Annotated in this window: 22 protein-coding genes; 14 read left to right on the top strand and 8 right to left on the bottom strand. The window is 62.0% G+C overall.

The features are described 5' to 3' along the window. The first annotated feature begins 2 nt into the window (after positions 1 to 2). Positions 3 to 1,598 (top strand): response regulator, encoded by a 1,596-nt coding sequence (locus tag RHE_RS03160; RefSeq protein WP_011423989.1) that lies wholly within the window; start codon positions 3 to 5, stop codon positions 1,596 to 1,598. Positions 1,599 to 1,619: 21 nt separating this feature from the next. After that, positions 1,620 to 3,299 (top strand): VOC family protein, encoded by a 1,680-nt coding sequence (locus tag RHE_RS03155; protein ID WP_187331714.1) that lies wholly within the window; start codon positions 1,620 to 1,622, stop codon positions 3,297 to 3,299. Here the strand turns inward: RHE_RS03155 and RHE_RS03150 are convergent. The 3 genes from RHE_RS03150 to RHE_RS03140 form a co-directional block, all read right to left on the bottom strand. After that, positions 3,265 to 4,170, bottom strand: coding sequence for a DMT family transporter (locus RHE_RS03150; protein ID WP_011423987.1), 906 nt, complete (start codon positions 4,168 to 4,170; stop codon positions 3,265 to 3,267). The genes RHE_RS03155 and RHE_RS03150 overlap by 35 nt on opposite strands. A 107-nt stretch (positions 4,171 to 4,277) precedes the next feature. Then, a complete protein-coding gene (locus RHE_RS03145) occupies positions 4,278 to 5,762 on the bottom strand; it encodes an FAD/NAD(P)-binding protein (RefSeq protein ID WP_011423986.1) in 1,485 nt (494 codons plus the stop codon). A 48-nt stretch (positions 5,763 to 5,810) separates the two neighbouring features. Further along, positions 5,811 to 6,245 (bottom strand): OsmC family protein, encoded by a 435-nt coding sequence (locus tag RHE_RS03140; RefSeq protein ID WP_011423985.1) that lies wholly within the window; start codon positions 6,243 to 6,245, stop codon positions 5,811 to 5,813. A 143-nt stretch (positions 6,246 to 6,388) separates the two neighbouring features. Between RHE_RS03140 and RHE_RS03135 the strand changes: the two genes are divergently transcribed. The 4 genes from RHE_RS03135 to ligD all read left to right on the top strand — a co-directional run bounded on the left by RHE_RS03135 (position 6,389) and on the right by ligD (position 9,789). Next, positions 6,389 to 6,649, top strand: a complete 261-nt coding sequence (locus tag RHE_RS03135) for a hypothetical protein (RefSeq protein ID WP_011423984.1) — start codon at positions 6,389 to 6,391, stop codon at positions 6,647 to 6,649. 76 nt (positions 6,650 to 6,725) lie between these two features. After that, positions 6,726 to 6,956 carry a DUF2188 domain-containing protein gene (locus RHE_RS03130; protein WP_020920363.1) on the top strand — a complete coding sequence of 77 codons (231 nt, stop codon included), beginning with the start codon at positions 6,726 to 6,728 and terminating at the stop codon, positions 6,954 to 6,956. Positions 6,957 to 6,974: 18 nt separating this feature from the next. Beyond that, positions 6,975 to 7,808 (top strand): non-homologous end joining protein Ku, encoded by an 834-nt coding sequence (gene ku, locus RHE_RS03125; protein WP_011423983.1) that lies wholly within the window; start codon positions 6,975 to 6,977, stop codon positions 7,806 to 7,808. A gap of 1 nt (position 7,809) precedes the next feature. Next, complete coding sequence (gene ligD, locus RHE_RS03120; RefSeq protein ID WP_011423982.1) at positions 7,810 to 9,789, top strand: DNA ligase D; 1,980 nt, start codon at positions 7,810 to 7,812, stop codon at positions 9,787 to 9,789. A gap of 19 nt (positions 9,790 to 9,808) precedes the next feature. Here ligD and ku (RHE_RS03115) read toward each other — a convergent pair whose 3' ends face one another. The 5 genes from ku (RHE_RS03115) to RHE_RS03095 all read right to left on the bottom strand — a co-directional run bounded on the left by ku (RHE_RS03115) (position 9,809) and on the right by RHE_RS03095 (position 15,714). Beyond that, complete coding sequence (ku, locus tag RHE_RS03115; protein ID WP_011423981.1) at positions 9,809 to 10,612, bottom strand: non-homologous end joining protein Ku; 804 nt, start codon at positions 10,610 to 10,612, stop codon at positions 9,809 to 9,811. A gap of 88 nt (positions 10,613 to 10,700) precedes the next feature. Further along, positions 10,701 to 11,846 (bottom strand): right-handed parallel beta-helix repeat-containing protein, encoded by a 1,146-nt coding sequence (locus RHE_RS03110; RefSeq protein ID WP_011423980.1) that lies wholly within the window; start codon positions 11,844 to 11,846, stop codon positions 10,701 to 10,703. 227 nt (positions 11,847 to 12,073) lie between these two features. Beyond that, positions 12,074 to 13,096, bottom strand: coding sequence for an ABC transporter permease (locus RHE_RS03105; protein ID WP_041678543.1), 1,023 nt, complete (start codon positions 13,094 to 13,096; stop codon positions 12,074 to 12,076). Continuing rightward, positions 13,080 to 14,600, bottom strand: a complete 1,521-nt coding sequence (locus RHE_RS03100) for a sugar ABC transporter ATP-binding protein (protein ID WP_042119158.1) — start codon at positions 14,598 to 14,600, stop codon at positions 13,080 to 13,082. Before RHE_RS03100 ends, RHE_RS03105 begins: the two co-directional genes overlap by 17 nt. 127 nt (positions 14,601 to 14,727) lie before the next feature. Then, a complete protein-coding gene (locus RHE_RS03095) occupies positions 14,728 to 15,714 on the bottom strand; it encodes a sugar ABC transporter substrate-binding protein (protein WP_011423977.1) in 987 nt (328 codons plus the stop codon). Between the two features lie 315 nt (positions 15,715 to 16,029). Between RHE_RS03095 and RHE_RS03090 the strand changes: the two genes are divergently transcribed. The 8 genes from RHE_RS03090 to RHE_RS03055 all read left to right on the top strand — a co-directional run bounded on the left by RHE_RS03090 (position 16,030) and on the right by RHE_RS03055 (position 24,408). Beyond that, positions 16,030 to 17,040, top strand: coding sequence for a LacI family DNA-binding transcriptional regulator (locus RHE_RS03090; RefSeq protein ID WP_011423976.1), 1,011 nt, complete (start codon positions 16,030 to 16,032; stop codon positions 17,038 to 17,040). Positions 17,041 to 17,264: 224 nt separating this feature from the next. Beyond that, positions 17,265 to 17,996 (top strand): FadR/GntR family transcriptional regulator, encoded by a 732-nt coding sequence (locus RHE_RS03085; protein ID WP_011423975.1) that lies wholly within the window; start codon positions 17,265 to 17,267, stop codon positions 17,994 to 17,996. Then, complete coding sequence (locus tag RHE_RS03080) at positions 17,993 to 19,579, top strand: ABC transporter substrate-binding protein (RefSeq protein ID WP_011423974.1); 1,587 nt, start codon at positions 17,993 to 17,995, stop codon at positions 19,577 to 19,579. Before RHE_RS03085 ends, RHE_RS03080 begins: the two co-directional genes overlap by 4 nt. A gap of 75 nt (positions 19,580 to 19,654) precedes the next feature. Continuing rightward, on the top strand, positions 19,655 to 20,614 hold the full coding sequence (locus tag RHE_RS03075; RefSeq protein ID WP_011423973.1) for an ABC transporter permease: 960 nt from the start codon (positions 19,655 to 19,657) through the stop codon (positions 20,612 to 20,614). Positions 20,615 to 20,617: 3 nt separating this feature from the next. Next, a complete protein-coding gene (locus RHE_RS03070; RefSeq protein ID WP_011423972.1) occupies positions 20,618 to 21,493 on the top strand; it encodes an ABC transporter permease in 876 nt (291 codons plus the stop codon). Between the two features lie 19 nt (positions 21,494 to 21,512). Beyond that, positions 21,513 to 22,430 (top strand): dihydrodipicolinate synthase family protein, encoded by a 918-nt coding sequence (locus RHE_RS03065; protein ID WP_011423971.1) that lies wholly within the window; start codon positions 21,513 to 21,515, stop codon positions 22,428 to 22,430. Next, positions 22,430 to 23,458: an ABC transporter ATP-binding protein gene (locus tag RHE_RS03060; RefSeq protein WP_011423970.1), complete on the top strand. Its 1,029-nt coding sequence runs from the start codon at positions 22,430 to 22,432 to the stop codon at positions 23,456 to 23,458. Before RHE_RS03065 ends, RHE_RS03060 begins: the two co-directional genes overlap by 1 nt. Then, complete coding sequence (locus RHE_RS03055; RefSeq protein ID WP_011423969.1) at positions 23,455 to 24,408, top strand: ABC transporter ATP-binding protein; 954 nt, start codon at positions 23,455 to 23,457, stop codon at positions 24,406 to 24,408. Before RHE_RS03060 ends, RHE_RS03055 begins: the two co-directional genes overlap by 4 nt.

The raw sequence follows: 24,408 nt of genomic DNA, 5'->3' as shown, positions 1-24,408 counted from the left end.
GTTTGGCGGAAGACTGCTGCATTCTCATCATCGACGACAACATCGACGACCGCGAGGTCTATCGCCGCATCCTGGGCCGCGTCTCCAGCACGGCCTATACCGTCCTCGAAGCGGAGACGGGTGAAGAGGGCCTTGCGCTGAACAGCCGGAAACGGCCGAACTGCATCCTGCTCGATTATTCGCTGCCGGGACGCGACGGGCTCGGCGTTCTTGCCGATTTATTGGAGGATGATCCCGCCGCAAACGTCATCATGCTGACCGGCCAAGGCAGCGAGACCGTCGCCGTCGAGGTGATGAAGAGCGGCGCGCGCGACTATCTCACCAAGGATTCACTTTCACCCGAAACGCTGCATCGCTGCATCCAGAACGCCATCATGCATGGCATGCTGGAAGCCCAGCTGGAGCAGAAGCGGCAATCGCTTGAAATCTTCACACGCGCGATGGCGCATGATCTGAAGGAGCCGCTGAGGACGATCAAGTCCTTCAGCCGGATCCTGCACGGTTCTGCAGTGCTTCCGGCCGAAGACCGCGAGCTGCTCGATTATGTCTTGAGCGCCGCCGACCATATGGAAGACCTGATCGTCAAGGTCTCGAACTTCACCAAGCTCGAAGCCTATGGCGGGCCGCAGCTGACGCCGGTCTCGCTGTCGGATGTGCTCAATCAGGTGGAGGACAATCTGCGCCAGCAGATTGAGAGCCGCGGGGCCGTCATCGTCCGCGGGCCGCTACCGGAGGTGATGGGCGATGCGACGTTGCTCGCCCAGCTTCTGCAGAACCTGGTGTCGAATGCCATCCGCTATTGCGATCAAAAAGTTCCGGAGGTCCAAATCTCGGGCGAAGCGCATGGGGATAGCTGCCGCCTTGCGGTGCGTGACAACGGACCGGGCATCGACCCCCAGCACCGCGAGCTGATCTTCCAGCCGTTCAAACGGCTCGTCGGCCGGGGTATTGAGGGCACCGGGCTCGGCCTTGCGATCTGCCGCCGCATCGCGCAGCTGCATGGCGGCTCGATCTGGTGCGAACCGGACAAGCGACCCGGCGCCACCTTCATCGTCGAGATACCGCTCGCCGAGGCGCGGCCCGCGCCGCCCACCGCATCAACCGTTCCGCCCAGCCTGAAGCCGGCGGAGCAGCCGGGCGAAGGTTCCGGCAGGCTTGCCGAAGTGCTGCTGGTCGAAGACAGCCCCGCCGACATCCAGATTCTGAAGATAAAGCTGATGCGGCGCGAGAAGGTGACCTTCAACCTGCATGTCGCCACCAATGGGCGCGAGGCGATGCGGCTGCTCGAAGAGCGTGCCGACATCGCCGACGTGCCGCAGATCGACCTGATGCTGCTCGACATCAACATGCCAATCATGGACGGTTTCGAGGTGCTGAACGCGCTTTCGGCCGATGCGCGTCTCAAACGAATTCCCGTCTGCATTCTCAGCACCTCGAGCGACGAGACCGACATGCAGCGAGCCAGAAATCTCGGCGCGCGCGCCTATATGGTCAAGCCGCCGACCCTGCAGCAACTGGAAGAGGCGCTCGAAGATGTCGATCATTTGGAATTGTTGCAGCGCGGCGATTCGCTTGCGCTTTGTGCGGAACAAAACTAAGCGGTGGTCATTGGCAACGGTATGACTTTCGCAGCTCTCATACTCGCGCTCCTGACGACGCTTCAATCAGGACTGCTCTCCATGGTATCAGGCATACATCACGTTACGGCCATCACCCGAAAAGTGCAGGCGAACGTAGATTTTTACGCCGGCTTTCTCGGCATGCGGCTCGTCAAGCAGACGGCCGGCTACGAGGATGCGACGCAGCTCCATCTCTTCTACGGCGATTCGGCAGGCACGCCGGGTTCGCTCGTCAGCTTCCTCGTCTGGGAAGATGGCGCGCCCGGCCGGGCGGGTTACGGCCAGATCAGCGAAATTTCGCTGGCGATCGATCCGGCGAGCATCGGCTACTGGCTGACGCGCGCCATGAGCTTTGGCCTGCGCACGGAGGGGCCAGCCGACGAATTCGGCGAGCCTGTGCTCCGGCTGAAAGATCCCGACAATATCATCCTCAAGCTCGCCGGCGCCAAGAACCTCACATCGCCGGCCGCCTGGGACGGCGCTTCGATCCGGGTCGAACACGCCGTCCAGCGCGTGCGCGGCGCAACCATGCTGACGGAGAAGCCGGCCGAAAGCCGCGGCTTCCTCGAGCGCCATTTCGGTTACCGCTTCCAGGCCAACCGCGGCACCATCGACAGGCTGGTTTCTCAGTCCGGCGACGTTATCGACGTGCGCGACGCGCGCGGCTTCTGGTCCGGTGCGCCGGGCACCGGCACCGTCGATCACGTCGCCTTCCGCGCTCCGGACGAGGAGACGCTGCGTTCGGTATCCAAGGCTTTGGAGGCGGCCGATGCATCGCCGACCAACATGCATGACCGCAAATATTTCCGCTCGCTCTATGCCCGGGAGCCGGGTGGCACGCTGGTGGAGCTTGCGACCGATAAGCCGGGCATGGCCGTCGACGAACAGCACGCCGCGCTCGGCACCAAGCTCTTCGCGCCTCCCGACGCCATCACCAACCTCAACGAGCTGAAGGTGATTCTGCCGCAATTTTCGATGCCCGGCCAGCCGCGCATCAATTACCGCGAGCTGCCGTTCGTCCATCGCTTCTATACACCGCCGAATCCCGATGGCAGTGTCTTCGTGCTCCTGCACGGCTCCGGCGGCAATGAGACGACGCTGATGCCGCTCCTCAACAAGGCGGCGCCGCGCGCAACGCTGCTCGGCGTGCGAGGCCGTGCGACGGAAGAGGGTTTTCCGCGCTGGTACAAGCGAATCACCCCCTTCTCCTTCGACCAGAACGACATCAGGACCGAGGCCGAAGCCTTTGCGGCCTTCATCGAAGGCGCCGTCAAATCCTACGGCCTCGATCCCAAGAAGATCGTCTATGTCGGCTATTCCAACGGCGCCAACCTCCTGAACTCGCTGCTCTACCTGCACCCGAATCTTGTGCACAAGGCGGTGCTGCTGCGCTCCATGCCTGTGCTCAGCGACTATCCGCATGCAGATCTGAAAGGCACGGACCTGCTCGTCATCAGCGGCAAGACGGATGCCTACGGCAAATATGCGAGCGAGCTCGAAGAGAGGCTGAAGAGTTCGGGGGCCACCGTCGATTCCGACGTCATCCCCGGCGGCCACGATCTTGGTGACGCCGATGTGCCGATCATTCAGAAGTGGCTGCTCCAGAGAATGGCCGATGATCGACCGCCGCTGGAGCAGCAAGCAGTCAAGCCGACGAGCGAGACGTTCGGGCAACCATGATGCCGGCGAGCACCACCGCGGCGCCCAGCGCCTGCATCGTGCCGATCGCCTCGTCGAGCAGCGCCCAGGCGAGAATTGCAGCGACGACCGGCTGCAGCAGCAGCGTCAGCGATGAAAAGGCGGGCGGCAGATAGGCCAGCGCATAGGTGATCGCCACCTGCCCGCCGGCATGGCTGACAAAGGCGAGGCCGAAGAGGATCGACCAGCCGTAGAGGGTCGCCGGCAGCATCTGCCCTTCGAAGAAGAAGGCTATCGGGAAGGTGCAGACGGCAGCCGATGCCGTGCTCCACAGCATGATGCGGATCGTATCGAACCGGCTGCGCAGCCTGCCGATCGCCAGGATATAGCAGGCATAGAAGAAGGCGGCGATCATCGCGGCGCCGTCGCCACTCAAATTGCCATTGCCGAGCCCTGCCGGTCCGCCTTTCAAGATAACGACACCGGCGAGCGCCAAGACCAGCCCCAGCAGGAAAACGCCGCTGGTTCGCGCCTTAAAAAACAGGACGGCGATCAGCGTGACGAAAACAGGCGCGAGGTTTGCAAGCAGCGTCGCGTTGGCGACCGATGTCATGGTGAGCGAAAGATGCCAAGCGGCGAGGTCGAGCGCCAGCATGAGGCCCGGAAGAACCAGCAGGCCATAATCGGAAAGGCTTTGCGGCTTCGGCCCCCTATCCTTCTTCATGAGCGAGACGATGAAGATCGGGATCAGCGCCAGCGCCACACGCCAGAAGGCAGTGGCCATCGGCCCGACCTCTGACAGGCGAACGAAGATCGGCGAACCGCCGATCGCCGCCCCGCCGAAAACGAGCGCCGCCAGGGCAAGGCGAGTGGAAGGCGAGGCTTCGGAAAGTGTGGAAGCGGTCTGCGACATGATCTCGGAATTCTGAATGCCCGAAGCTGACGGCGGGCCCTGACTGCCAACTGGGTAGCAGAAGCCGATCGAAGTGGACAGTCAAAGAACGACATCGCAGCGGGAAATCAGGCAGGGCTCGTCTTTGTCATGACCGACTGCAGCTTTGCGGCGATTTCACTTGCAACAAAGAAGGCATGCTCGGTCACCTGCGGCAGCCCCATCAGCTCGCCGAAGGTGCCGCGCGCCAGCGGACCGGAGATCAGTAACGAAGGCTCCGCCTTTCCCGATGGGCCGATCGCCTCCGACTGCTCGGTGCAGGCAAGACCGAGGCCTGTGGGATCAAGCGACAAGTGGCCGTCTGCGGCAAGTGCAGCGAGCCAGGGCTGAGTTTCGAGAATGCCGCCATGGGCCGGTCCTGTGGTGACGACGACGGCGTCGTAGCTGCGCTCCAACGGCTGGCGCCGGTGGCGCGGCTGCAGGGTGCACGCAATGCGTTCGCCTTCGATGCGCGCATCGGCCACGGAGCCGGCAAGGATTTCGAGGCGGCCGGCAGAGATCGCCACGTCGAGCACGGCTTCCACCTGCGGCGCGATGCGGAACCGATGCACGTCCCAAAAGGGACGCAGATGGCGGACGAGACGGCGCCGCTCGGCAACCGGCAGCGCCTGCCACAGATCGTGTCCCTGCGCCCGCACCTGATCGATCACGCCATGCCAGCTTATGCCCTGCGCCTCCGCGGCGCTGATGGCGGCGCGGATTCCTGCCAGCAGCGAAACGGCAGAATGGGCCGCGTCGCAGAGGAAATCGCCGAAGAGCGGCTGCGGCACCGGTGCATGCCCGCGCGAGCGCAGACCGCGGCGGGAGATTGCCGTCACCGGACCGCGATGCCCGCGTTCAGCGAGCGAGGCAATGACATCGGCGGCAGTCAAGCCATTGCCGATGACGAGCACGCGGTCCTGGGGACGGATCACCTCAAGCGCAGCTGGTTTCGTGGTGTCCGCGACGAAACGAGGATGGGCGGCAAGCCGAGTTGCAAGCCGGCCGGGAGCCGCTGGCGGCGGATGGCTGGTGGCAATCGCGACGATATCGGCCAGCATCACGCCGCCCTTATCGTCGCGGATCGACCAGCGGCCGGCGCGGCGCTCGACATGGGTCACGGCGGCGCGGCAATGACGCACGCGGCCGTCTTCCAGCAGCGGCTTCAGAAGCGAGGCGACATAATCGCCGAAGAGCCGGCGCCGGGGAAAGAGCAGGCCATCGGGCCGTCTTGCCTGCGGGTCGCAAGCGACGGCATCGCGCGCCTCGATCCACGTCTGGAACTCACCCTGATCGTCGGGCTGCAGGCTCATCTTGGCGGCGGGAACATTGATGCGATGGGCCGGGTCGTCCGTGTCATAGGCAAGACCACGGCCGAGTTCCGCCCGCGGCTCGAAGACCACGATGACGGGACGCTCGCCACCGTTTGCACGGGCGAGATGATAGGCGACGCCCGCGCCGGAGACGCCACCGCCGATGATGGCGACGACGGGCTGGTCGGACATCGACAGAGACTTGGGCTGCATGATGGCCGATACCGTTGCTTCGATGCCCCGAGCATAGAAGCCGGACATGACTCGCGCAATCCTCCGGGCCATAATTGTCTATAGTTCTTATGAAGATCAGACTTGTTTCGATATCAGGGTCGAGAATTCGGGAGTGCCGCGGATGGTGTTGCTGACCGTGCAGATCTCGTCTTCGGCGGCATCGACGATCTTGCGGCGGGTCTCTTCGTCGATATCGCCCTTGATCGAGAAGACGATGTTGAATTTCGCAACACGTGAGAGGCCTTCCGCCGCCTTCTCGCCGGTGACGTCAGCAGTGACCTCGCTGATCCTGTCGAGAACCCCCATCTGACTGGCTGCAATGCGGGCGCTGAGCACGAGACAGGCCGAGAGCGAGGCATAGAGCAGATCGAGCGGGCTGAAGCCCGGCTGCGACGGCGCAGTGACGATATCGATCTCACCCTTGGTCGTGGACGTGACATGCGGAAAGCCGGTGCGGCCGAGGGTGGCGGTAGCGCCGGTCGGACGGGGGCGTGCCTTGAGATCGGCCATGAAAAATCCTCTGACAGTAGCCTCGCAGAAATAGCGAGTTGCGCCTCGGCCCGCAACGGCGGTGTAATGACTGGTAACGGAACCTTTCCATCCGTCATCAGTTGACTACACCTGAACGAAATCAGTGACAAAGGTGCAGAGCGATGCCGCATGTCCGCAGCATGGATCGTCGGGGCCGGCGGATGGACGCCCGCGACCGGCTGATCGTCGCACTCTATGCACAGCTCAAGGCCGAGCGGGAAACGCGCGAGACGCTGGAATGGGCGATCCGCAACGGCGCGATCTCGCAGGAGGTGCTGGAGGCGATCGCGGCCGATCCGGTTCCCGTCGTCACCAGCGAGGATATCGCTTCGCTCGAGAAAATCATCGCGCTCGACGAAAGGCGCAAACCAAATCGGAACTAGAGCATGATGCCGAAAACTATGCGCAGTTTTCGGCCGACATCATACTCCCAGTCGAACTGAAAAGAGGAGATCCGAAATGGCCGATATCACCTATGAGGTCGTGCCGCACGACAATGGCTGGGCTTACAAGCTCGGCGATACGCTGTCGGAAACCTATGCGACGGCTGAGGAAGCGATTGTCCACGCCAAGGATGCTGCGTCACGTCAGAAAATCGGCGACGGCGACGCGTTGCTCGCCTATCCTGCACCCGACGGCGGCTGGGCGTTCCAGGAGCTCGAAACCGACAAGAGCAGCAGTCGGCTCTGATTTGCAACGGAGGATGGAATGGCCGCCCGGGCAAGCTGGAAGGGTCATTTGAAGGTAGGCGACCTTGCTTGCGCAGTCGGGCTCTATACCGCCATTTCCTCCTCCGATCGCGTTTCCTTCAACATCGTCAACCGCAGGACCGGCCACCGGGTGGAACGGCAATTCGTCGACAGCGAGACCGGCAAGCCAGTCGGCCGGGACGATCAGGTCAAGGGCTACCGGATGGAGAATGGCGATTACATCGTCATCGAAGGCGACGAGATCGCCGAGATCATGCCGGAAAGCGACAAGGTGCTCAACGTCAAGGCTTTCATTGCCTATGACGGTATCGACAAGCTCTATTTCGACCGTCCCTATTACCTCGCGCCCGTCGACGAACATGATGAAGAAGCGCTGTCGCTGATCGTCCGCGGCATGCGCGACAGCAAGGTCGCGGCGCTCGCCGAAGCCGTACTTTTCCAGCGCAACCGAACGCTGCTGATCCGGCCTCATGACGGCCACATCGTCGCGACCATGCTGAATTTCGACTATGAGGTGCGCTCAGCCGAGGCGGTCTTCAGAGACATTCCCGACATCAAGTTCGACAAGGAGATGCTCGAGCTCGCCGGGCACATCATCGAGACCAAGCACGGGAGCTTCGATCCCAGCGCCTACGAGGACCGTTACGAAGCGGCCCTCGTCGAACTGGTGAAGGCAAAGATCGAGGGCCGGGCGCCGCCGAAGAAGAAACCGGCGCCCGAAGGCAAGGTCGTCGACCTGATGGAGGCGCTGCGCCAGAGCGCCAAGATGAGCGGCACGGCGGCGAAGAAGGCGCCGGCGCGCAGCGACAGCCAAAGCAAGAAGGCAGGCTGAGATGGCCCTCGAAACCTGTCAGGCGAAGCGCAATTTCAAACTCGCTCCCAAATCGAAAGACGGCAAGGCGGTTGCCGCCAAAAGACCGGCAGCAAAGGCCAGATCCCCGGCACCACGAGAACGCGACTGGCCGAAGGGTGCGCGCAAGGGCGCAATGCCCGATTTCATCGAACCGGCGCTTGCCAAGCTGAAGCCGAAGCCGCCGGCGGGTGACCGCTGGATTCACGAAATCAAGTTTGACGGCTACCGGCTGCAGGTCAGAGTCGAGAACGGCAAGATCAGAATGTTGACCCGCAGCGGCCTCGACTGGACGGAGAAATTCGGCCGCGAGGTGCTAGAGGCCTTTGCCGCCCTGCCGGTGCAATCGGCGGCGATCGATGGCGAAATCGTCGTCGAGCGCGATACCGGCGCCTCGAACTTCTCGGCACTTCAGCACGATCTGAGCGAGGGCCGCAACGATCGCTTCGTCTTCTATGCCTTCGATCTTCTCCACTTCGACGGCTACAACCTCGTCGATGTGGCGCTCATCGATCGCAAGCAGCTGCTCGAAAGCCTGCTGCCCGACGATAACGACAAGCTGCGTTACAGCGCGCATTTCAACGAAAGCGGCGGCCTCGTGCTCGACCATGCCTGTCGGCTCAGCCTCGAAGGGATGATTTCCAAACTGCGCGATAGCAAATACAGGTCGGGACGCAAAGGTGATTGGATCAAATCGAAATGCTCGCACCGGCAGGAATTCGTCATCGGCGGCTACGTGCCGTCGACATCGATGAAGAATGCGATCGGCTCACTGGCGGTGGGCTATTACCAAGGCGGTGAACTCAAGTATGTCGGGCGCGTCGGCACCGGATATACGGCGGCAACCGCACAGATGCTCTATGAGAAACTGTCGCGTCTGACGCAGAACGAGAATTCATTCGACGACAAGCTGACGTCAGAGGAGCGGCGCGGGCTGATCTATGTCAAGCCGCAGCTGGTCGGCGAGGTCGAGTTCCGAGCCTGGTCGGCCGACGGCAATCTGCGCCATGCGGCCTTTCGCGGCCTGCGCGAAGACAAACCTGCCAAGGACGTGACACGCGAGATGGAAAAGACCACAGCGCCTCTCCTGCCGAAATCGGCAGTGACACTCACCCATCCCGACCGCATCTATTGGCCGGACGAGGGTGTTACCAAAGAGGGGCTGGCGAATTATTATGCCCAGGTCTGGCGCTTCATGGCGCCCTATGTCGTCAACCGCCCCTTGGCGCTTCTGCGCCTGCCGGACGGAATCAACGGCCGGCAGCGCTTTTTCCAGAAACATGCCTGGAAAGGCATGAATCCGCATATCGAGGAGATCACCGACCCCAAGGACAAGCAGGGGGAGAAGCTGCTGCGGATAACCGATTTCGACGGCATCGTGGCCCTGGTGCAATCGGCCGTGCTTGAAATCCACCCCTGGGGTGCTTCGACCGACAATTGGGAAAAGCCCGATATGATCACCATGGACCTCGATCCCGATGACGAGGTGGCGTGGGCAGATGTGATCGCCGCCGCTTACGAATTGAAGGAGCGGCTGGAGGCCGAAGGCCTCGCCGCCTTCGTCAAGACCTCGGGCGGCAAGGGGCTGCATGTGGTGACGCCGCTCACGCCGAAGGCCGGCTGGGCCGAGGTGAAGGGTTTCGCCAAATGGCTTGCCGACAGCATGTCCGCCGACCGTCCGGACCGTTATCTGGCGACGGCGACGAAGGCCAAGCGCACGGGGAGGATCTTCATCGACTATCTCCGCAACGGCCGCGGGAATACGGCGGTCGCGCCCTATTCGGCACGGGCACGGCCGGGTGCGGCGGTCTCGATGCCGCTGGAATGGAGCGAACTCACCATCGAGGTCGGACCGGCCTATTTCACGGTGGACAATGCGCCGACCCGGCTCGACGCGCTGCCGCGTGATCCCTGGGACGGATTTTTCGCCGCGGCGAAACCGTTGGAAAAGAAGAAGCGGTAGACGAAGCCTTTCCGAAGCTCTAACGCGACTTCCGCCCGCCTTCCGCTGTCAGGCTCTTCTTCAACGCATCCATGATATTGATGACGTTGCCGCTCGATTTCAATGGTGCGGGCCTTTTGGCGGGCGCCGCCTTCTTCAGGCTCTTCTGCTTGCCGCGGATCATCGATTTCAGCTGCTTCTGGATCGGGTCCTGCACCATGGTCGGGCTCCAATCCTTCGTCTCTTCCTTCACCAGCCGCTTCATCAGCGCCAAAAGCTTGCTGTCGATCCTTGCCTTGTCGTCGATTTCGGCCGAGGGTCGGCGCACCTCGTCGCCATAACGCAGGGTCCACAGAACGATGCCTTTGCCTTGCGGCTCCAACAGCACGGCGCGCTCGCGGCGATAGAGAACCAGGCGGGCAATGCCGACCACGTCATTCGCTTTCATCGCTTCGCGGATGACGCAGAAGGCTTCCACGCCGACCTTGTCTCCCGGCGCCAGGAAATGCGGTTTGTCGTACCAGATCCAATCGATCGAGCCGCGCGGAACGAAACTGTCGATATCGATGGTGCGGGTGCTTTCGAGCCCCACTTCCTCGATCTCCTCGTCCTCGAGAAGAACATAATCGTCCTCGCCGCGCGGATAGCCCTTCACCTGGTCCGTGTCGGCGACCGGCTTATGGGTCACGCTGTCGACATAACGGCTTTCGACGCGGTTTTTCGTCTGGCGATTGAGAACGTGGAAACGCACCTTGTTGCTGTCGGTCGTCGCCGGCGTCAACGAGACGGAGGCGGTGACGAGCGAGAGCTTGAGATACCCTTTCCAGAATGTCTGGCGTGCCATGCTTCCCTCTCGCACACGATGGGACATGGCAATCAACGGCAAAAACCGCGCTTTGGTTCCGGGCCCGGCATGACCGACAGCATTTGGTTCAGATCGAGAGATACCGCTTCTGCCAGGGCAGCTTTTTTTCCTCCCATGCGCGCGGCGTGAACGCATCATAGGCGGTTTCGGCGATCGCCAGCATCCAGTTGCGGCCCTTGCGGGCCAACAGCACGCAAGACAATTCCATGCCGGGCTCGACAGTGATGGATGGCCGATTAGCGCCTGGGATATCCAGTCCTTTGTCACGCCACTGGATGACGATCTCATCGGGCTCGGATGTCCATTCCCCCGAAGCGACGGAGGCCTTGCCGTCGGAGTTGAAACGGAGCGGCGGCGCCACAAGGTTCAAGAAGCTGCCGTCATTATGATAATTGCCGTCGATCTCGCCGGCGGTTGCTTTGCCCTTTCCCGACAGAACCATGTCCTGCCCGCATCGCATGAAGATATTGCGCCGGACGCTCCCCGACCACTGACGATTGGCGAAGAAGGCGATGTCGCATCCGCTGATGACGTTGTCGTGGATGTCGATGTCCTTGCGAAAGGCCAGCTCCTGGTCGGAAAAGCCGCTCAGACTGATCCCGCGATTGTTGTTCTCGATCCAATTGTCATAGACGTGATGGCCGGCATGATCAGCCTTGTCGCCGATGCCGTAGCCGAAGGAATAGTCGTTCATCCTGCCGTCACGCATGATGTTGCTGCGCACCACGGCATCGTCGCCGATCGATGAAAAGGAGAAGTTCTTGCCGCCGATGAAATTGTACTCGACGAGATATTTCCGGGTTTTGTCGCAGACCAGCGCGCCCTTGTTCGAGGTGCTCGTCGGCGACTGCAGGAAGAGGTTGCCGCGGATCACGACGTCCGAACTGATATTGTCGTCGCTGTTCTGATAGGCGAACTGACAGCAATCCGCCCCCTCACCCGGTGCCTCTCCCATCCGGTTGTTTTCCAGAAGCACATTCGACGTCTTCGTCAGATAGATGCCGTCGCCCTTAACATTCTCCGTTTCGCAGCGCCTGACGACCAGGTTGTTGCCATTGTGAAACTTGAACCCACGCGGTGAGTTCTTGACGATGACGTCTTCGACCACCGTATCGGAAAACACCTGATAGGCGACGCCGATATCGTCTGCCCCGTCGATGACTTGTGCCCGCGTAGAGACGCCATGAGCTTTCTTTCGCAGGATTGCGGGCATCCGATCTCCATCGACGCGGTCGCTGCAACGCCGCGCATCTTCTCAGACGCGCCAAGGGTGCGGCAACGCTTTGACCGACTGCAGAATTTATCCTTAAATCAATTTCGATCTAAGGAATACGCAGTCACGTCGAATTAATGCAGGGCATGTGGCAGGAGTTTGACGGCCTGCCTCAATTTCGCAGGCCGTCTAAAGAAGATCCTCAAAGGCCAACGCCTTGCGATCGGTCATCGCGTTTCGAGTATCCGCATCAACCGCCCGCGATAGCTATCCAGAATAACCGCAAGCACGATGACGGCGCCGATGACGATCGGCTTGATGTTGTCGTCGGCCCCCAGCAGCTGCAATCCCGTCGACAGCACCTGCAGAATGCAGGCACCGACAAGCGTTCCGACGATCGAGCCCTTGCCGCCCGAGAGGCTGGTTCCGCCGATGATGACCGCGGCGATCGCGTTCAATTCATAGCCTATGCCGGCAACCGGACTGCCGACATTAAGGCGCAGCAGATAGACCATGGCGGCAATGCCGGCGGTGAGGCCCGAGATCGTGAACACCGCGATCTTGTAGCGCTTCGGCTCATGTCCCGACAGCCGCACAGCCTCTTCATTGGTGCCGATCGCGAAGACGAAACGGCCGAAAACCGTATAACGCAGCACGAACCAGCCGACGAGGACGACGACTATCGCAATCAGGAAGATCGACGGGAAGATGCCCCAGAAGATCAGATTGCCGAAATCGACGAAGGGCTGCGGCAGGCCGGTGATGGTGGAGTTATCGCTGACCACGCGCGCCAGGCCGCTTGCGACATTCAGCATGCCGAGCGTGACGATGAAGGACGGAAGCTTCCACTTTTCGCAGACCCATCCGTTAATGGCGCCAAGGATCGCACCGGTACCCATCGAGGCGAGCGACGCCAGCACGATCGCAGCCCAAGGGGACAGCCTCGGGTCGATCATGATCGTCGCGCCGATAACCGTGCAAAGGGCGAGCAGCGAGCCGACCGAAAGGTCGATGCCGCCGACCAGGATGACGAAGGTCATGCCCGAGGCGAGGACCGTGTTGATGGCGATCTGCACGAAGATCTTCAGGAAATTCTCCGGCGTCGCGAAATAGGGCGCCGTTGCCGAGAAGAATATCAGGATCAGGACGAGGGCGACGGCAACGCCTGCCTCTTTCATCGAGATCCGGATGAGCTTGTCCCAGAAGCCTGTTTCTTGCGCTTCGACCTTGGTTTCAATGTTGCCGGACACGACTGTACTCCTTGTAAGCGAGTGAGAGGATCCTGCTCTCCTCGAATTGATCCCGCGCTATTTCGCCGGCGATCTTGCCGTCCGACAGGACGATGATGCGATGGCAGATGCCGATGAGCTCCGGCAGGTCCGAGGAGACGACGAGAACGCCCTTTCCTTCAGCGGCGAACTTCCAGAGAAGTTCGTAGATCTCCGCCTTGGCGCCAACATCGATGCCGCGGGTCGGCTCATCGAAAATCAGCACTTTGGGGCCGCGAAAAAGCCATTTGGCGATCACCACCTTCTGCTGATTGCCGCCGGAAAACGTCCTGACCAGCTGATGGATCGACGGGGTTTTGATGCGCAGCTCGCGCACGAGACGCTGCGCGTGCTCGTTCTCCACCTTCCGCCTGATTAGCCCGTTACGGGAGATCTTGCTGAAATCGGTGACGGTGGCGTTTTGCGCGCAGCTCATGTCGAGCATCAGACCCTGCAGCTTGCGGTCTTCCGTCGCCAGGCACAGGCCGGCGGCAACCGCATCCTTTGGCGACTTGATCTCGACCGGCTCGCCGTCAACGCGGATGTCGCCGCCGGCCTTGGCGTCGGCGCCGAATATGGCGCGCACCGCTTCCGTTCGGCCGCTGCCGACAAGACCGGCGATGCCGACGATTTCTCCCTTGGCGACGGAGAACGACAGTTCCGGGCTGTTGCGTGTCACCTTCAGGCCGGAGACGCCAAGCGCCTCGCCGAACACGGCGCTGTCGCTGCGAAAGATACCATGATCCGAAAGCGTTCGTCCGACCATCAGCTCGACGATATCGGGGATCGCCAATCCGGAGAGCGGCCTCGTAATGACACGCTGGCCGTCGCGCAGCACCGTGACGTCGTCTCCGACTTCGAAGATCTCCTCGAGCCGATGGGATATATAAAGCGTCGTCACGCCCCGCGCCTTCAGCCGCTTCAGGATCTCGAACAGCCGGTCGACTTCCTTGGAGGTCAAGGTTGCCGTCGGCTCGTCGAGGACGAGCAGCTTGCTTTCATAGCAGAGCGCCTTGGCGATCTCGAGCAGTTGCAGCTGCGCGACGCTGAGGCGGCTGGCAAGCGTCGTCGGCGCCACGTCGAGGCCGACTTCTGCCAGCAGTTCAGCCGCGCGGCTGTTCATTTTCCGGTAGTCCACCAGGCCGTATCGGCGCGGAAGATGCTCGAAAAGCAGGTTTTCGGCGACGGTGAGATTGGAAAGGGGATGGAGTTCCTGGTGGATGACGCGAATGCCCGCCTGGAAGGCTTCCAGCGGCGAGCCCGGATGATAAGGCTTGCCGTCGAAAGAAATGTGCCCGTCATCCGGCTTGAAGACGCCGCCCAGCAGGTTGATCAAGGTCGACTTGCCTGCGCCATTCTCGCCGAGGAGAACGTGGCCCTTGCCACGGCCGATCCGCATGGAAACATTTCTGAGCGCCACGACGCCCGGGAAACGCTTGCCGATCCCCTCCAGCTTCAAGATGTAGTCGTCTGCTGCGTCTGACACGTCCACCTCGTGCACGATCCGTTGAAATTCGAGATGGCCACCCTCCGCACAAGACGCAAATCGGCTGGCAGCGGTCAGCGCCGGCTTGGCAGCCGGCGCTTCCTGTGGCCTTAAATCGGCAACCCGATTATTTGAGGTCGCCGGCGGTGACGAGCTTGATGTCGGTCTTGACCCAGCCGGTGAATTTCTCGCCGGCAAGTTCGCGCATACCGTAGTCGATGCCCATGACCGCCATCTGCGCGCCATACTGTTCGACGGTGGCAAGCATCTTACCATCCTTGATCAGCGGCTGCACCGGCGGGATGTTGTCGAAGCCGACGACCTTGATCTTGCCGGCCTGGCCGGTTGCATCGAGCGCCTTGACGACGCCCAGCGCCATCGAGTCGTTGGCGGCCATCACGCCCTGAATATCCTTATACTTCGTCAGGAAATTGGTCATGACGGTGTTGGCTTCTTCCGTCTCCCAATGGGCGGTCTTGCTGTCGAGCAGCTCGAGCTTGCCCGACTTGACGGAGTCCATGAAGCCTTCCTTGCGTTCCTTGGCATTGTCGGCCTCGGGATTGCCCTCGAGGATGACAACCTTCGCACCAGCGCCCAGATCCTTGGCCAGCGCATCGCCGGCGAGCTTGGCGCCTTCGCGATTGTCCGGGCCGAAGAATGCCAGGTCGATACCGGCGGCCTTCTTGGCATCGGCATCGAGCGGCACATCGATGTTGATGACCTTGACGCCCGCCTTGACCGCCTTTGCAAGCGGCGTTGCCATCGCCTTCGAATCGGCCGGGGCAACGACGATGATGTCGTATTTCTGCGTCACGAAGTTCTCGACGGCATCGACCTGAGCGGCAAAATCGCGCTCGTCCTTCATGCCGACCGCCTTGAACTCGAACTTGTCCTTGTTCTCAGCCGCATACTTATCGGCACCGGCCTTCATCTGCTTGAAGAACTCATTGGACAGAGACTTCATGATCAGGCCGACCTTGGGCTTGCCGGCCGCAAAAGCGGGCGACACGCCGCAAGACAAGGCGAGCACCAGGGTGCCGGCAAGGCCAAGCTTCAGTGCCGCACGGCGCGGCGCATTCATCAGGACGGAATCACGCTTTGTAGAATGGGACATTTCTCTCCTCCGAACGGTTCCGGGCCTATCCTCACCTGAGTGCCTTCGCAGATGAACCGTTTCCAACGACACTCGGGTAACAATGCGTCGACGGATTGTCAAGGCGCTGGAAACCAGAGGTAAGTGGGGAAAATGGGATTAATCCCTCCTCTCGGCAAGTTGCGACAATGAACCGTTTCCATTGAATGCGGCCCATCCCGATGTTATGGGAGATGTCATCACGTTTGACGAAGGCGATGGAGACCATTAGCTGAAGGCTCGATCGGGTGCCCTCGGAGGTCCCGAAGTGAAGATGAAGGGACATGTTCTTCCATTATGCCAAAAGTCGGAATTCGAGACGTTGCCAAGCTTGCCGGCGTTTCCACCGGGACTGTCTCACGGGTCTTGAACGACCATCCTTCGGTGACGGATGAGCTAAGGGCACGCGTCAGACGCATCATCGACGACCTCGGCTATATGCCCGACCCGTCGGCGCGAAGCATGCGCAGCAAGGTCAGCCGCCTGATCGGCATCGTCATTCCGGATCTGACCAATCCGTTCTTCTCCGAACTCGTGCAGTCCGCCGAACAGGCGGCGGCAAGTCATGGCTACAACATCATCGTGATGACGTCGTTTGACGATGCGGCCAAGGAGGCCGACCGCATCGGGCAGCTGACAAGCCGGAAGGTGGACGGGATCATTCTCGTTCCGAGCAATGATTTCCATACGCTCAAGCTGCCGAAGGCTCTGCCGATCGTCGTCGTCGACCGCCTGATGCCGGGATATTCCGGCATCGCCTCCGATCACCGCAGCGGCGTGCGCCTCGGCGTCGAACATCTCTTGAAGCTCGGCCATCGCCGCATCGGCTTCATTTCAGGCCCCAGACATTCCGTGCCTGCCAATGATCGCCTCAAGGGTTACCTTGAGGCGATGGGGCAATCCGGCGACGACGGGCAAATTCAGGCCTCGCAACTGATCGCCGAGGCGGCTTTCGACTATGAAAGCGGCCGCTCAGCCGGAAACTATCTGCTGGCGCGGGCGCGCAGCGAACGCCCGACCGCCATCTTTGCAAGCTCGGATCAGCAGGCGATCGGCTGCATGAGAGCGGCGCATGATCTGGGAATCCCGGTTCCCGCCGCCCTTTCCATCGTCGGCTTCGACGGCATTCCGCTGTCGAGCATGACGACGCCGCGGCTGACCACCGTCAGGCAGCCGATTCAGAAGATCGCCGCAGCGGCGGTCGCGGTTCTCTTGAACAAGCAACCGACGCCCGGCGTCGGCCATCCCATTCTGCTCGACTGCGAGCTTGCGGAAGGGGAAACGACCTCCTCCCCGCAACCCGATTGACCAGACCTCTCGCCGGGCGCTTCTCCGGCTTTCGCCCATCATAGATTCCGCTCTCACGGTCCAGACCGAAGCACGGGCTGCGCCTTGGCCGAAACGCATCCCCTTTCTCTGCCGCAACGTCAGCCAGGCGCCGATCTCCCGTGCCCAAACAAATCCATTTGACGGATATCCTACAAGTGGATATGTCTTAGCCATCTTCATCATTGCAGACCAATGGGAATGGCATGTCGCTGAAATCCATGAAGCCCCTCGCCCGCGCGCCTCTTCTCCACGTCTCCGTGCAGGAAAGCCTGCGGGCCTATATCAGCGACAACGGGTTGAAGCCCGGTACGCTGCTTCCGGCCGAATCCGACCTGGCGAACCAGCTCGGCGTCAGCCGCAATTCACTGCGCGAGGGCATCAAGGCGCTGGAATCCGTGGGCGTACTGGAATCGCGCCGCGGCATCGGCATCTTCGTCAAAGCCTTCTCGTTCGAACCGCTGCTCGATAATCTCGCCTATGGCCTCGGCGGCGCGCTGCGTCAGATCGAGGAAGTGATCGAGATCCGCCGAACCCTGGAAGTCGGCCTGATCGGCAAGACGGTCGAGATGATCGGCGACGACGATATCGCCGAGCTGCGCGCCACCGTGGACCGCATGCGGGTCCATGCCGAGCGTGGTCAATCCTTCGCTGACGAAGACCAGCTCTTTCACACCCTGCTGTTCCGCTGCCAGAACAACGAGACCCTTGCCCGGCTGATCGATGTGTTCTGGCTCGCCTTCTACAAGGCGTCCGATTTCATCAACCTCGACAATGCCGATCCCGTCGCGACCTGGAGGGATCACGCGGCGATCGTCGATGCCATCGAGGCAAGGGACGTCGCGGAAGCACAGAAGCGCCTGGACCGCCATTACCACGGCATTTCCCGGGTGATCGCCGCCAATAAGAAAAGTGCCAATGTGGGAGGAGCACAATGAAAGGACTGTTGAGATTATCATCCGCCATCGCGCTTGCTGCGATGATGGCGACGACCGCCATCCCTGCCTTCACCGCCCCGGCGCGGGCAGCGACGCTGTCGGGCGGCTTCGATGTCGGGCCCGGCGGTTTCCAGGGCAATTTCAACCCGCTCGCCGCGACGGGCGGCTTCACCTGGCTCAGCGTCTACTTCGAGCCGCTGGTGACCTATGACGAGAAGCTCGAGAAGGTCGTCGGCCAACTCGCCTCGTCCTATGAGGTCAGCCCCGACCAGACGACCTACACGTTCAAGCTCGCCGACGCGAAATGGCATGACGGCAAGCCCTTCACCGCAAAGGACGCGAAGTTCACCATCGAGCTTGCCAAGAACGCCAAGACCGGCTCGGTTCTCGCGGCGCGCCTGAACGCGGTTTCCTCGGCCGAGGCCAAGGACGACAAGACGCTGGTCATCAAGTTGTCGGCCCCGTCGGCCAGCCTGATGGACGCGCTGACGAAGGTGATGATGCTGCCGGAGCACGCGCTTTCGCAGATCCCCGCAGACCAGCTCGCCAAGAACAGCTGGTGGTCGACCGCGCCGATCGGCACCGGACCGTTCAAGTTCAGCAAATATGTCACCGATCAATATGTTGAACTTGCCGCCAATACCGACTACCGGGGCGGCAAACCGGCCTTGGAAAAGATCATCAACCGCTATTTCGCCAATCCGGCGGCGGCGATCGCCGCACTGCGCGCCGGCGAAATCCAGTTCACCTATGTCGATTCCAACGATCTTAAGGCCTTCAACGACAATAAGGACTTCCGCGTCATCGAGGGCAACTCCTTCGTCGTCAACTATCTCGGCTTCAACCACGACTCGCCGATCTGGAAGGATATCCGGGTCCGTCAGGCGGTGATGTACGCGATCAATCGCGACGCCATCATCCAGAGCCTTTACGGCGGCGCCGCCAAACCGGCAAACTGCGCCTATATCGCCGACCAGGTGGTGCCGGCGGGCATCGAGACCTATGCCTATGATCCGGAAAAGGCCAGGCAGCTGCTGAAGGAAGCCGGCTGGGATCAGATCAATGGCGATAAGCCGATCACCCTTCTGACCTATTACACGACGCCGCTTGCCGCCAATGTCATGGCCGCGGTCCAGGCGATGCTGGCTCAGGTCGGCATCAACGTCACGCCGCGCGCCGTCGACACGCCGACCTATAACAGCATCGTGCTCAACCCGACGCCAGACATCGCGCAGTTTCAGATGGTCTACGCTGGCCTGCAGAACGGCCCGGATCCGGGCAGCATCAATGTCGGCCTCAACGAGAAGCAGATCCCGCCGGCCGGCCCCAACGTCGCCCGCGTGCGCATGCCGGTGCTGACCTCCGCGCTCGACGCGGCGCTGAGCGAGACGGATGCCGCCAAGCGCTCCGCCCGCTACCAGGAGGTCTGCAAGGTGATGAACAAGGAATTGCCCTGGGGTCCGCTGTGGGTGGCGAAACGTTATGGCGTCGCCTCCGCCAAGCTCAAGGACTTCATCTGGACGCCTGCTCCCGGCGGCGGCCCTTACCAGGCGCATCCGGAAAAATGGGCGATCGCCGAATAGGGCGCCACGCATCCTGATAGAGCCAGGCGCGGCCAGGTCGACGAACCTGTCCGCCCGCACAGGAACGGATTTTCCATGCTGCAATACAGTCTCCGGCGGCTGCTGATCGGAGCGGGCATGCTCTTTGCCTTGAGCATGCTGATCTTCGTCATGCTGCGCCTTACCCCCGGCGATCCGATCGACGCCTATATCGACCCGAACGTGCCGATGTCAGCGTCGGATCTTGCGGAACTGCGGGTCACGCTCGGCCTCGACCAGCCGCTGCCGGTGCAATATGTCGCCTGGCTGCGGCAGGCGCTGTTGGGAAATCTCGGCTATTCGATCAAGCGGCCCGACCAGCCGGTGCTCGGCCTCGTGCTGTCGCGGGTCGGCCCGACGGTTCTGCTGATGGGATCGGCGATCGCGATCGCGATCATCGCCGGCATCGCGACCGGCATCGTCAGCGCGGTTCGCCGCAATTCGATCGCCGACCTGTCCTTGTCGGTCTTGGCGGTCACCGGCATCTCCAGCCCGCCCTTCTTAAGCGCGCTGGTCGGTCTCTATCTGTTTTCGGTCTATTTCAACTGGATGCCCTCCGGCGGCATGCTGACGCCGGGCCAGGAATTCTCCGTCGCCGACCTTCTCCATCACCTGATCCTGCCCGCGACATTGCTGGCCGTCGCGCAGACAGCGCTGATCATGCGCTATATGCGCGCGTCCATGCTGGAGGTGCTGAACCAGGATTATGTGCGCACGGCGCGCGCCAAGGGCGTCTTCGAATTCTGGGTCATCACCAAGCACGCCCTGCGCAATGCGCTGCTTCCCGTCATTACGCTGATCGGCTCGACCATCGGCCTTGCGATCGGCGGGGCGATCTTCATCGAAAGCGTCTTCAACTGGCCCGGCATGGGCCTGCTCATGGTCGATGCCGTGGAGGGCCGCGACTATCCTGTCATCATGGGTTCGACGCTGGTGATCGGCGCCTGCGTCGTCGTGGTCAATCTTCTGACCGACCTTGCCTATGCGGTGGTCGATCCGCGGATCAAGGTGGGCTGAGCGATGCTGGCGCGAAGCCCTGCCCGCAGCCCGGGCCCGATCGTACGCTCTCTGCATCGATTCCTGCTCAACCGGACCGCCTTGCTCGGCCTCTGCATGATTGCGCTGATGATCGTCGCGATCCTTTCCTATCCGTTGTGGTGGAGCTTCAAGCCCAACGACATCGATCTGCTGGCGATGAATGCCCAGCCGGGGCCGACACACTGGTTCGGCACCGATGGAGTGGGCCGCGACATCCTCGCCCGCGTCCTGGACGGTGGCCGGATCTCGCTGCTGGTGGCCCTCACCTCGACCGTCATTTCCGCCATTATCGGCTTCCTGATCGGCGCCGTCTCGGCGCTTGCCGGCCGCTGGGCGGATGCGGTCACCATGCGTTTCGTCGATCTTGTCATGACGCTGCCGCCGGTCATCTTCCTGCTGGTGCTCGCCTCGATCGCCGGCACCGGCATCTGGCCGACGGTCTTCGTGATCTCGCTGCTCTCCTGGCCTCTGCTGGCGCGCATGGTGCGCGCGCGGCTGCTGGAACTTCGCGAGCGTGACTTCGTGATGGCGGCAAGAGGCATGGGGGCGGGCCTGCCGCATCTCCTCCTCCGCCACGGCCTGCCGAATTCGATCGACATCCTCGTTGTCTTCGCGACGCTGCAGATCGCCAATGCCATCCTGCTCGAGGCCGGACTTTCCTTCCTCGGGCTCGGCATTGCGCCGCCGGCGGCAAGCTGGGGCAACATGCTGAATGCCGCCCGCTCTACCGCAGTGCTCGAACAATACCCCTGGCAGTGGCTGTTTCCCGGCGGCTTTCTGGTGCTTGCCGTCCTGGCAATCAACTTCATTGGCGATGGTCTTCGCGATGCCTTCGACCCTCGCGCCGAATTAAACTGACGATCGAAAGAAAGCGAAAATGAGCAAATTCAAGGGTGTCGTTCCTCCCGTCGTAACCCCGTTGAACAAGGATTACACCGTCGATTACCCGTCCTATACGCGGGTGCTGGAAAATCTGATCGAGGCCGGCTGCCACGGCCTGTTCGTGCTCGGCTCGACCAGCGAGGTGATCTTCCACGACGAACAAACCCGGCAGGAGATCATCGAGCACTCGGCCAAGGTCATCAACGGCCGGGTGCCGCTGATCGTCGGGGTCATCGACCCCACCACCGACCGGGTCATCAACCATGCCAGGATCGCCAAATCGGCCGGCGCCGACGCGGTTGTCGTGACGGCGCCGTTCTACACGGTCACCAGCCAGGCCGAGACCATCGATCACTTCCGCTATATCCGCGATGCCGTCGACGTGCCGCTGATCGCTTATGACATTCCCGTCTGCGTGCATGTGAAACTGCAGCGCCAGACCAGCGTGACGCTGGCGAAGGAGGGAACTATCATCGGCATCAAGGATTCGAGCGGCGACGACGGCAATTTCCGTTACGTGCTGCTCGATCTCGCCGGCAACAAGGATGTCTTTCTGATGACCGGCTCAGAGATCGTCGTCGACACGGCGCTGCAGATGGGCGCCCACGGCGTGGTGCCCGGCATCGCCAATGTCGATCCGCATGGCTACGTCAGGCTCTGGAATGCTGCCCAGCGCGGCGACTGGGTCGCCGCCCGCAAGGAGCAGGAACGGCTCTGCCGGCTCTTCGAAATCGTCTGGGTCGGGGCGGGCCGCGTCAGCGGCGGCGCTGCCGGCATCGGCGCCTTCAAGGCGGCGATGAAGAGCCTCGGCATCATCGATACGGCGCTGATGCCGCGCCCGCGCGCGGCGCTCAACGAGGCCGAAACTGCGAGGATCGACCAAATCCTCCGCGCCACCGGCCTGCTTGCCTGATGGATGCCATACCACATACCGCCGACACCATTCTCGACATCAAGGGGCTGCGGACCGTCTTCCGCATCCGCTCGGGCGAGGTGACGGCGGTCAACGGCATCGATCTGAGCGTGGCCGCCGGCGAGACGCTTGCGCTCGTCGGCGAGTCCGGTTCGGGCAAATCGGTAACCAGCCTTTCGGTCATGCGGCTCCTGACCCGCAATATCGGTGCAATCGCCGCCGGTAGCATCCACCTGAAGCGCAAGAATGGTGCGGTCAGCGACCTTGTCTCGATCGCCGAACCTGAGATGCGCGCCATTCGCGGCAATGATATCGGCATGGTCTTTCAGGAGCCGATGTCGAGCCTCAATCCCGTCTATACGATCGGCGACCAGATCTCGGAGCCGATCCGCATCCATCGCGGAGCGGACCGGAAGACCGCCATGGATGCGGCCGTCGCGCTTCTCGACAGTGTGGGCATTCCCGATGCCAGGCGCCGTGCCGGTCAATATCCGCACGAATTATCCGGCGGCATGCGCCAGCGCGCCACAATTGCCATGGCCCTTGCCTGCGACCCGACGCTGCTGATAGCCGACGAGCCGACGACGGCGCTCGACGTCACTATCCAGGCGCAGATCCTCGCCCTCCTGCAGAGGCTGCAGCGCGAGCGCGGCATGGCCATGCTCTTCGTCACCCATAATCTCGGCGTCGTCGCCGAAATCGCGCATCGGGTGGCGGTGATGTATGCCGGGCGGATCGTCGAGACCGGGCCAGTGGCCGAGGTTTTCCGCAATCCAAGGCATCCCTACACGATCGGCCTTCTGGCCTCGATGCCCAAACTTGGGGATGCAAGCCGGATGAAGCAGGCCGGTGAAAGGCTGGCGGCCATTCCAGGCGTCGTACCGAGCCTGATGAATATGCCCGCCGGTTGCGCTTTCCAGCCCCGCTGCAAATTCGCAATTGACGACTGCCGTGTGGCTGTGCCGCCGCTAGCCGACGTCAATCCGCGCCACCAGAGCCGCTGCATTCGCTGGCAGGAGATCCGATGAGCGAGCCCCTTCTCTCCGTCCGCGACCTTGGGAAAGATTATACGTCCCGCGGAACCAAGCTGACCATCCTGCGGGCCATATCCTTCGATGTCGGCAGGGGCGAGGTGGTCGGGCTGGTCGGCGAATCCGGCAGCGGCAAGACCACGATCGGGCGATCAGTGCTGCGGCTTGTCGAACCCTCCGCCGGAAGCGTCCGCTTCGACGGCACCGAACTCACGAGCCTGTCCTCATCGGCAATGCGTCGCCTGCGGCCCCGGATGCAATATATTTTTCAGGACCCGTTCGCGAGCCTGTCGCCCCGCATGACAATCGGCGAAATTCTGACCGAGGGACTGAAGATTCAGGGCGTCGGCACGGCAAGAGAGCGATTGGACCGCGCCCGCGCCGCGCTCGAGCAGGTCGATCTTCCCACGGACGCCGTCAACCGTTATGCCCACGAGTTCTCGGGCGGCCAGCGGCAGCGGATCGGCATCGCCCGGGCGCTGACGCTCGCGCCGGAATTCATCGTCGCCGACGAGCCGGTCTCCGCGCTCGATGTCTCGATCCAGGCGCAGGTGATCAATCTTCTGCGTGAGCTGCAGCAGGGTCTTGGGCTGACCATGCTGTTCATCAGCCACGATCTCGCCGTGGTCGAATATATCTGCGACCGGGTGATCGTCCTCTATCTCGGCCGGATCATGGAGATCGCGCCAAGTGCTGCGCTTTATGCCAGACCCCTGCATCCCTACACCCGGGCGCTGCTCTCGGCGATCCCTTCGCCCGATCCCGATTCGCCGCGCCACCGCCAGATCCTCAAGGGCGATATTCCGAGCCCCGCCGATCCCCCGAGCGGCTGCGTCTTTCGCACGCGCTGTCCGAACGCCTTGCCCGCCTGCGGCGAGACCGTGCCGGAACTGCGCGAAATGAAGCCCGGGCATTTCAAAGCCTGTGTCCGAGATGACCTGAACTGA

Origin of the sequence: Rhizobium etli CFN 42, from assembly GCF_000092045.1 — a bacterium.
GTDB lineage: Bacteria > Pseudomonadota > Alphaproteobacteria > Rhizobiales > Rhizobiaceae > Rhizobium > Rhizobium etli.
Note: the sequence above shows the minus strand (reverse complement) of the source record. Positions and strands in the feature narration are given on the sequence as shown.

Coding starts and splice junctions, on each gene's coding strand:
- RHE_RS03155 (WP_187331714.1), top strand. CDS start 1,620: ATGACTTTCGCAGCTCTCATACTCGCGCTCCTGACGACGCTTCAATCA.
- RHE_RS03150 (WP_011423987.1), bottom strand. CDS start 4,170: ATGTCGCAGACCGCTTCCACACTTTCCGAAGCCTCGCCTTCCACTCGC.
- RHE_RS03145 (WP_011423986.1), bottom strand. CDS start 5,762: ATGTCCGGCTTCTATGCTCGGGGCATCGAAGCAACGGTATCGGCCATC.
- RHE_RS03140 (WP_011423985.1), bottom strand. CDS start 6,245: ATGGCCGATCTCAAGGCACGCCCCCGTCCGACCGGCGCTACCGCCACC.
- RHE_RS03135 (WP_011423984.1), top strand. CDS start 6,389: ATGCCGCATGTCCGCAGCATGGATCGTCGGGGCCGGCGGATGGACGCC.
- RHE_RS03130 (WP_020920363.1), top strand. CDS start 6,726: ATGGCCGATATCACCTATGAGGTCGTGCCGCACGACAATGGCTGGGCT.
- ku (WP_011423983.1), top strand. CDS start 6,975: ATGGCCGCCCGGGCAAGCTGGAAGGGTCATTTGAAGGTAGGCGACCTT.
- ligD (WP_011423982.1), top strand. CDS start 7,810: ATGGCCCTCGAAACCTGTCAGGCGAAGCGCAATTTCAAACTCGCTCCC.
- ku (WP_011423981.1), bottom strand. CDS start 10,612: ATGGCACGCCAGACATTCTGGAAAGGGTATCTCAAGCTCTCGCTCGTC.
- RHE_RS03110 (WP_011423980.1), bottom strand. CDS start 11,846: ATGCCCGCAATCCTGCGAAAGAAAGCTCATGGCGTCTCTACGCGGGCA.
- RHE_RS03095 (WP_011423977.1), bottom strand. CDS start 15,714: ATGTCCCATTCTACAAAGCGTGATTCCGTCCTGATGAATGCGCCGCGC.
- RHE_RS03090 (WP_011423976.1), top strand. CDS start 16,030: ATGCCAAAAGTCGGAATTCGAGACGTTGCCAAGCTTGCCGGCGTTTCC.
- RHE_RS03085 (WP_011423975.1), top strand. CDS start 17,265: ATGTCGCTGAAATCCATGAAGCCCCTCGCCCGCGCGCCTCTTCTCCAC.
- RHE_RS03080 (WP_011423974.1), top strand. CDS start 17,993: ATGAAAGGACTGTTGAGATTATCATCCGCCATCGCGCTTGCTGCGATG.
- RHE_RS03075 (WP_011423973.1), top strand. CDS start 19,655: ATGCTGCAATACAGTCTCCGGCGGCTGCTGATCGGAGCGGGCATGCTC.
- RHE_RS03070 (WP_011423972.1), top strand. CDS start 20,618: ATGCTGGCGCGAAGCCCTGCCCGCAGCCCGGGCCCGATCGTACGCTCT.
- RHE_RS03065 (WP_011423971.1), top strand. CDS start 21,513: ATGAGCAAATTCAAGGGTGTCGTTCCTCCCGTCGTAACCCCGTTGAAC.
- RHE_RS03060 (WP_011423970.1), top strand. CDS start 22,430: ATGGATGCCATACCACATACCGCCGACACCATTCTCGACATCAAGGGG.
- RHE_RS03055 (WP_011423969.1), top strand. CDS start 23,455: ATGAGCGAGCCCCTTCTCTCCGTCCGCGACCTTGGGAAAGATTATACG.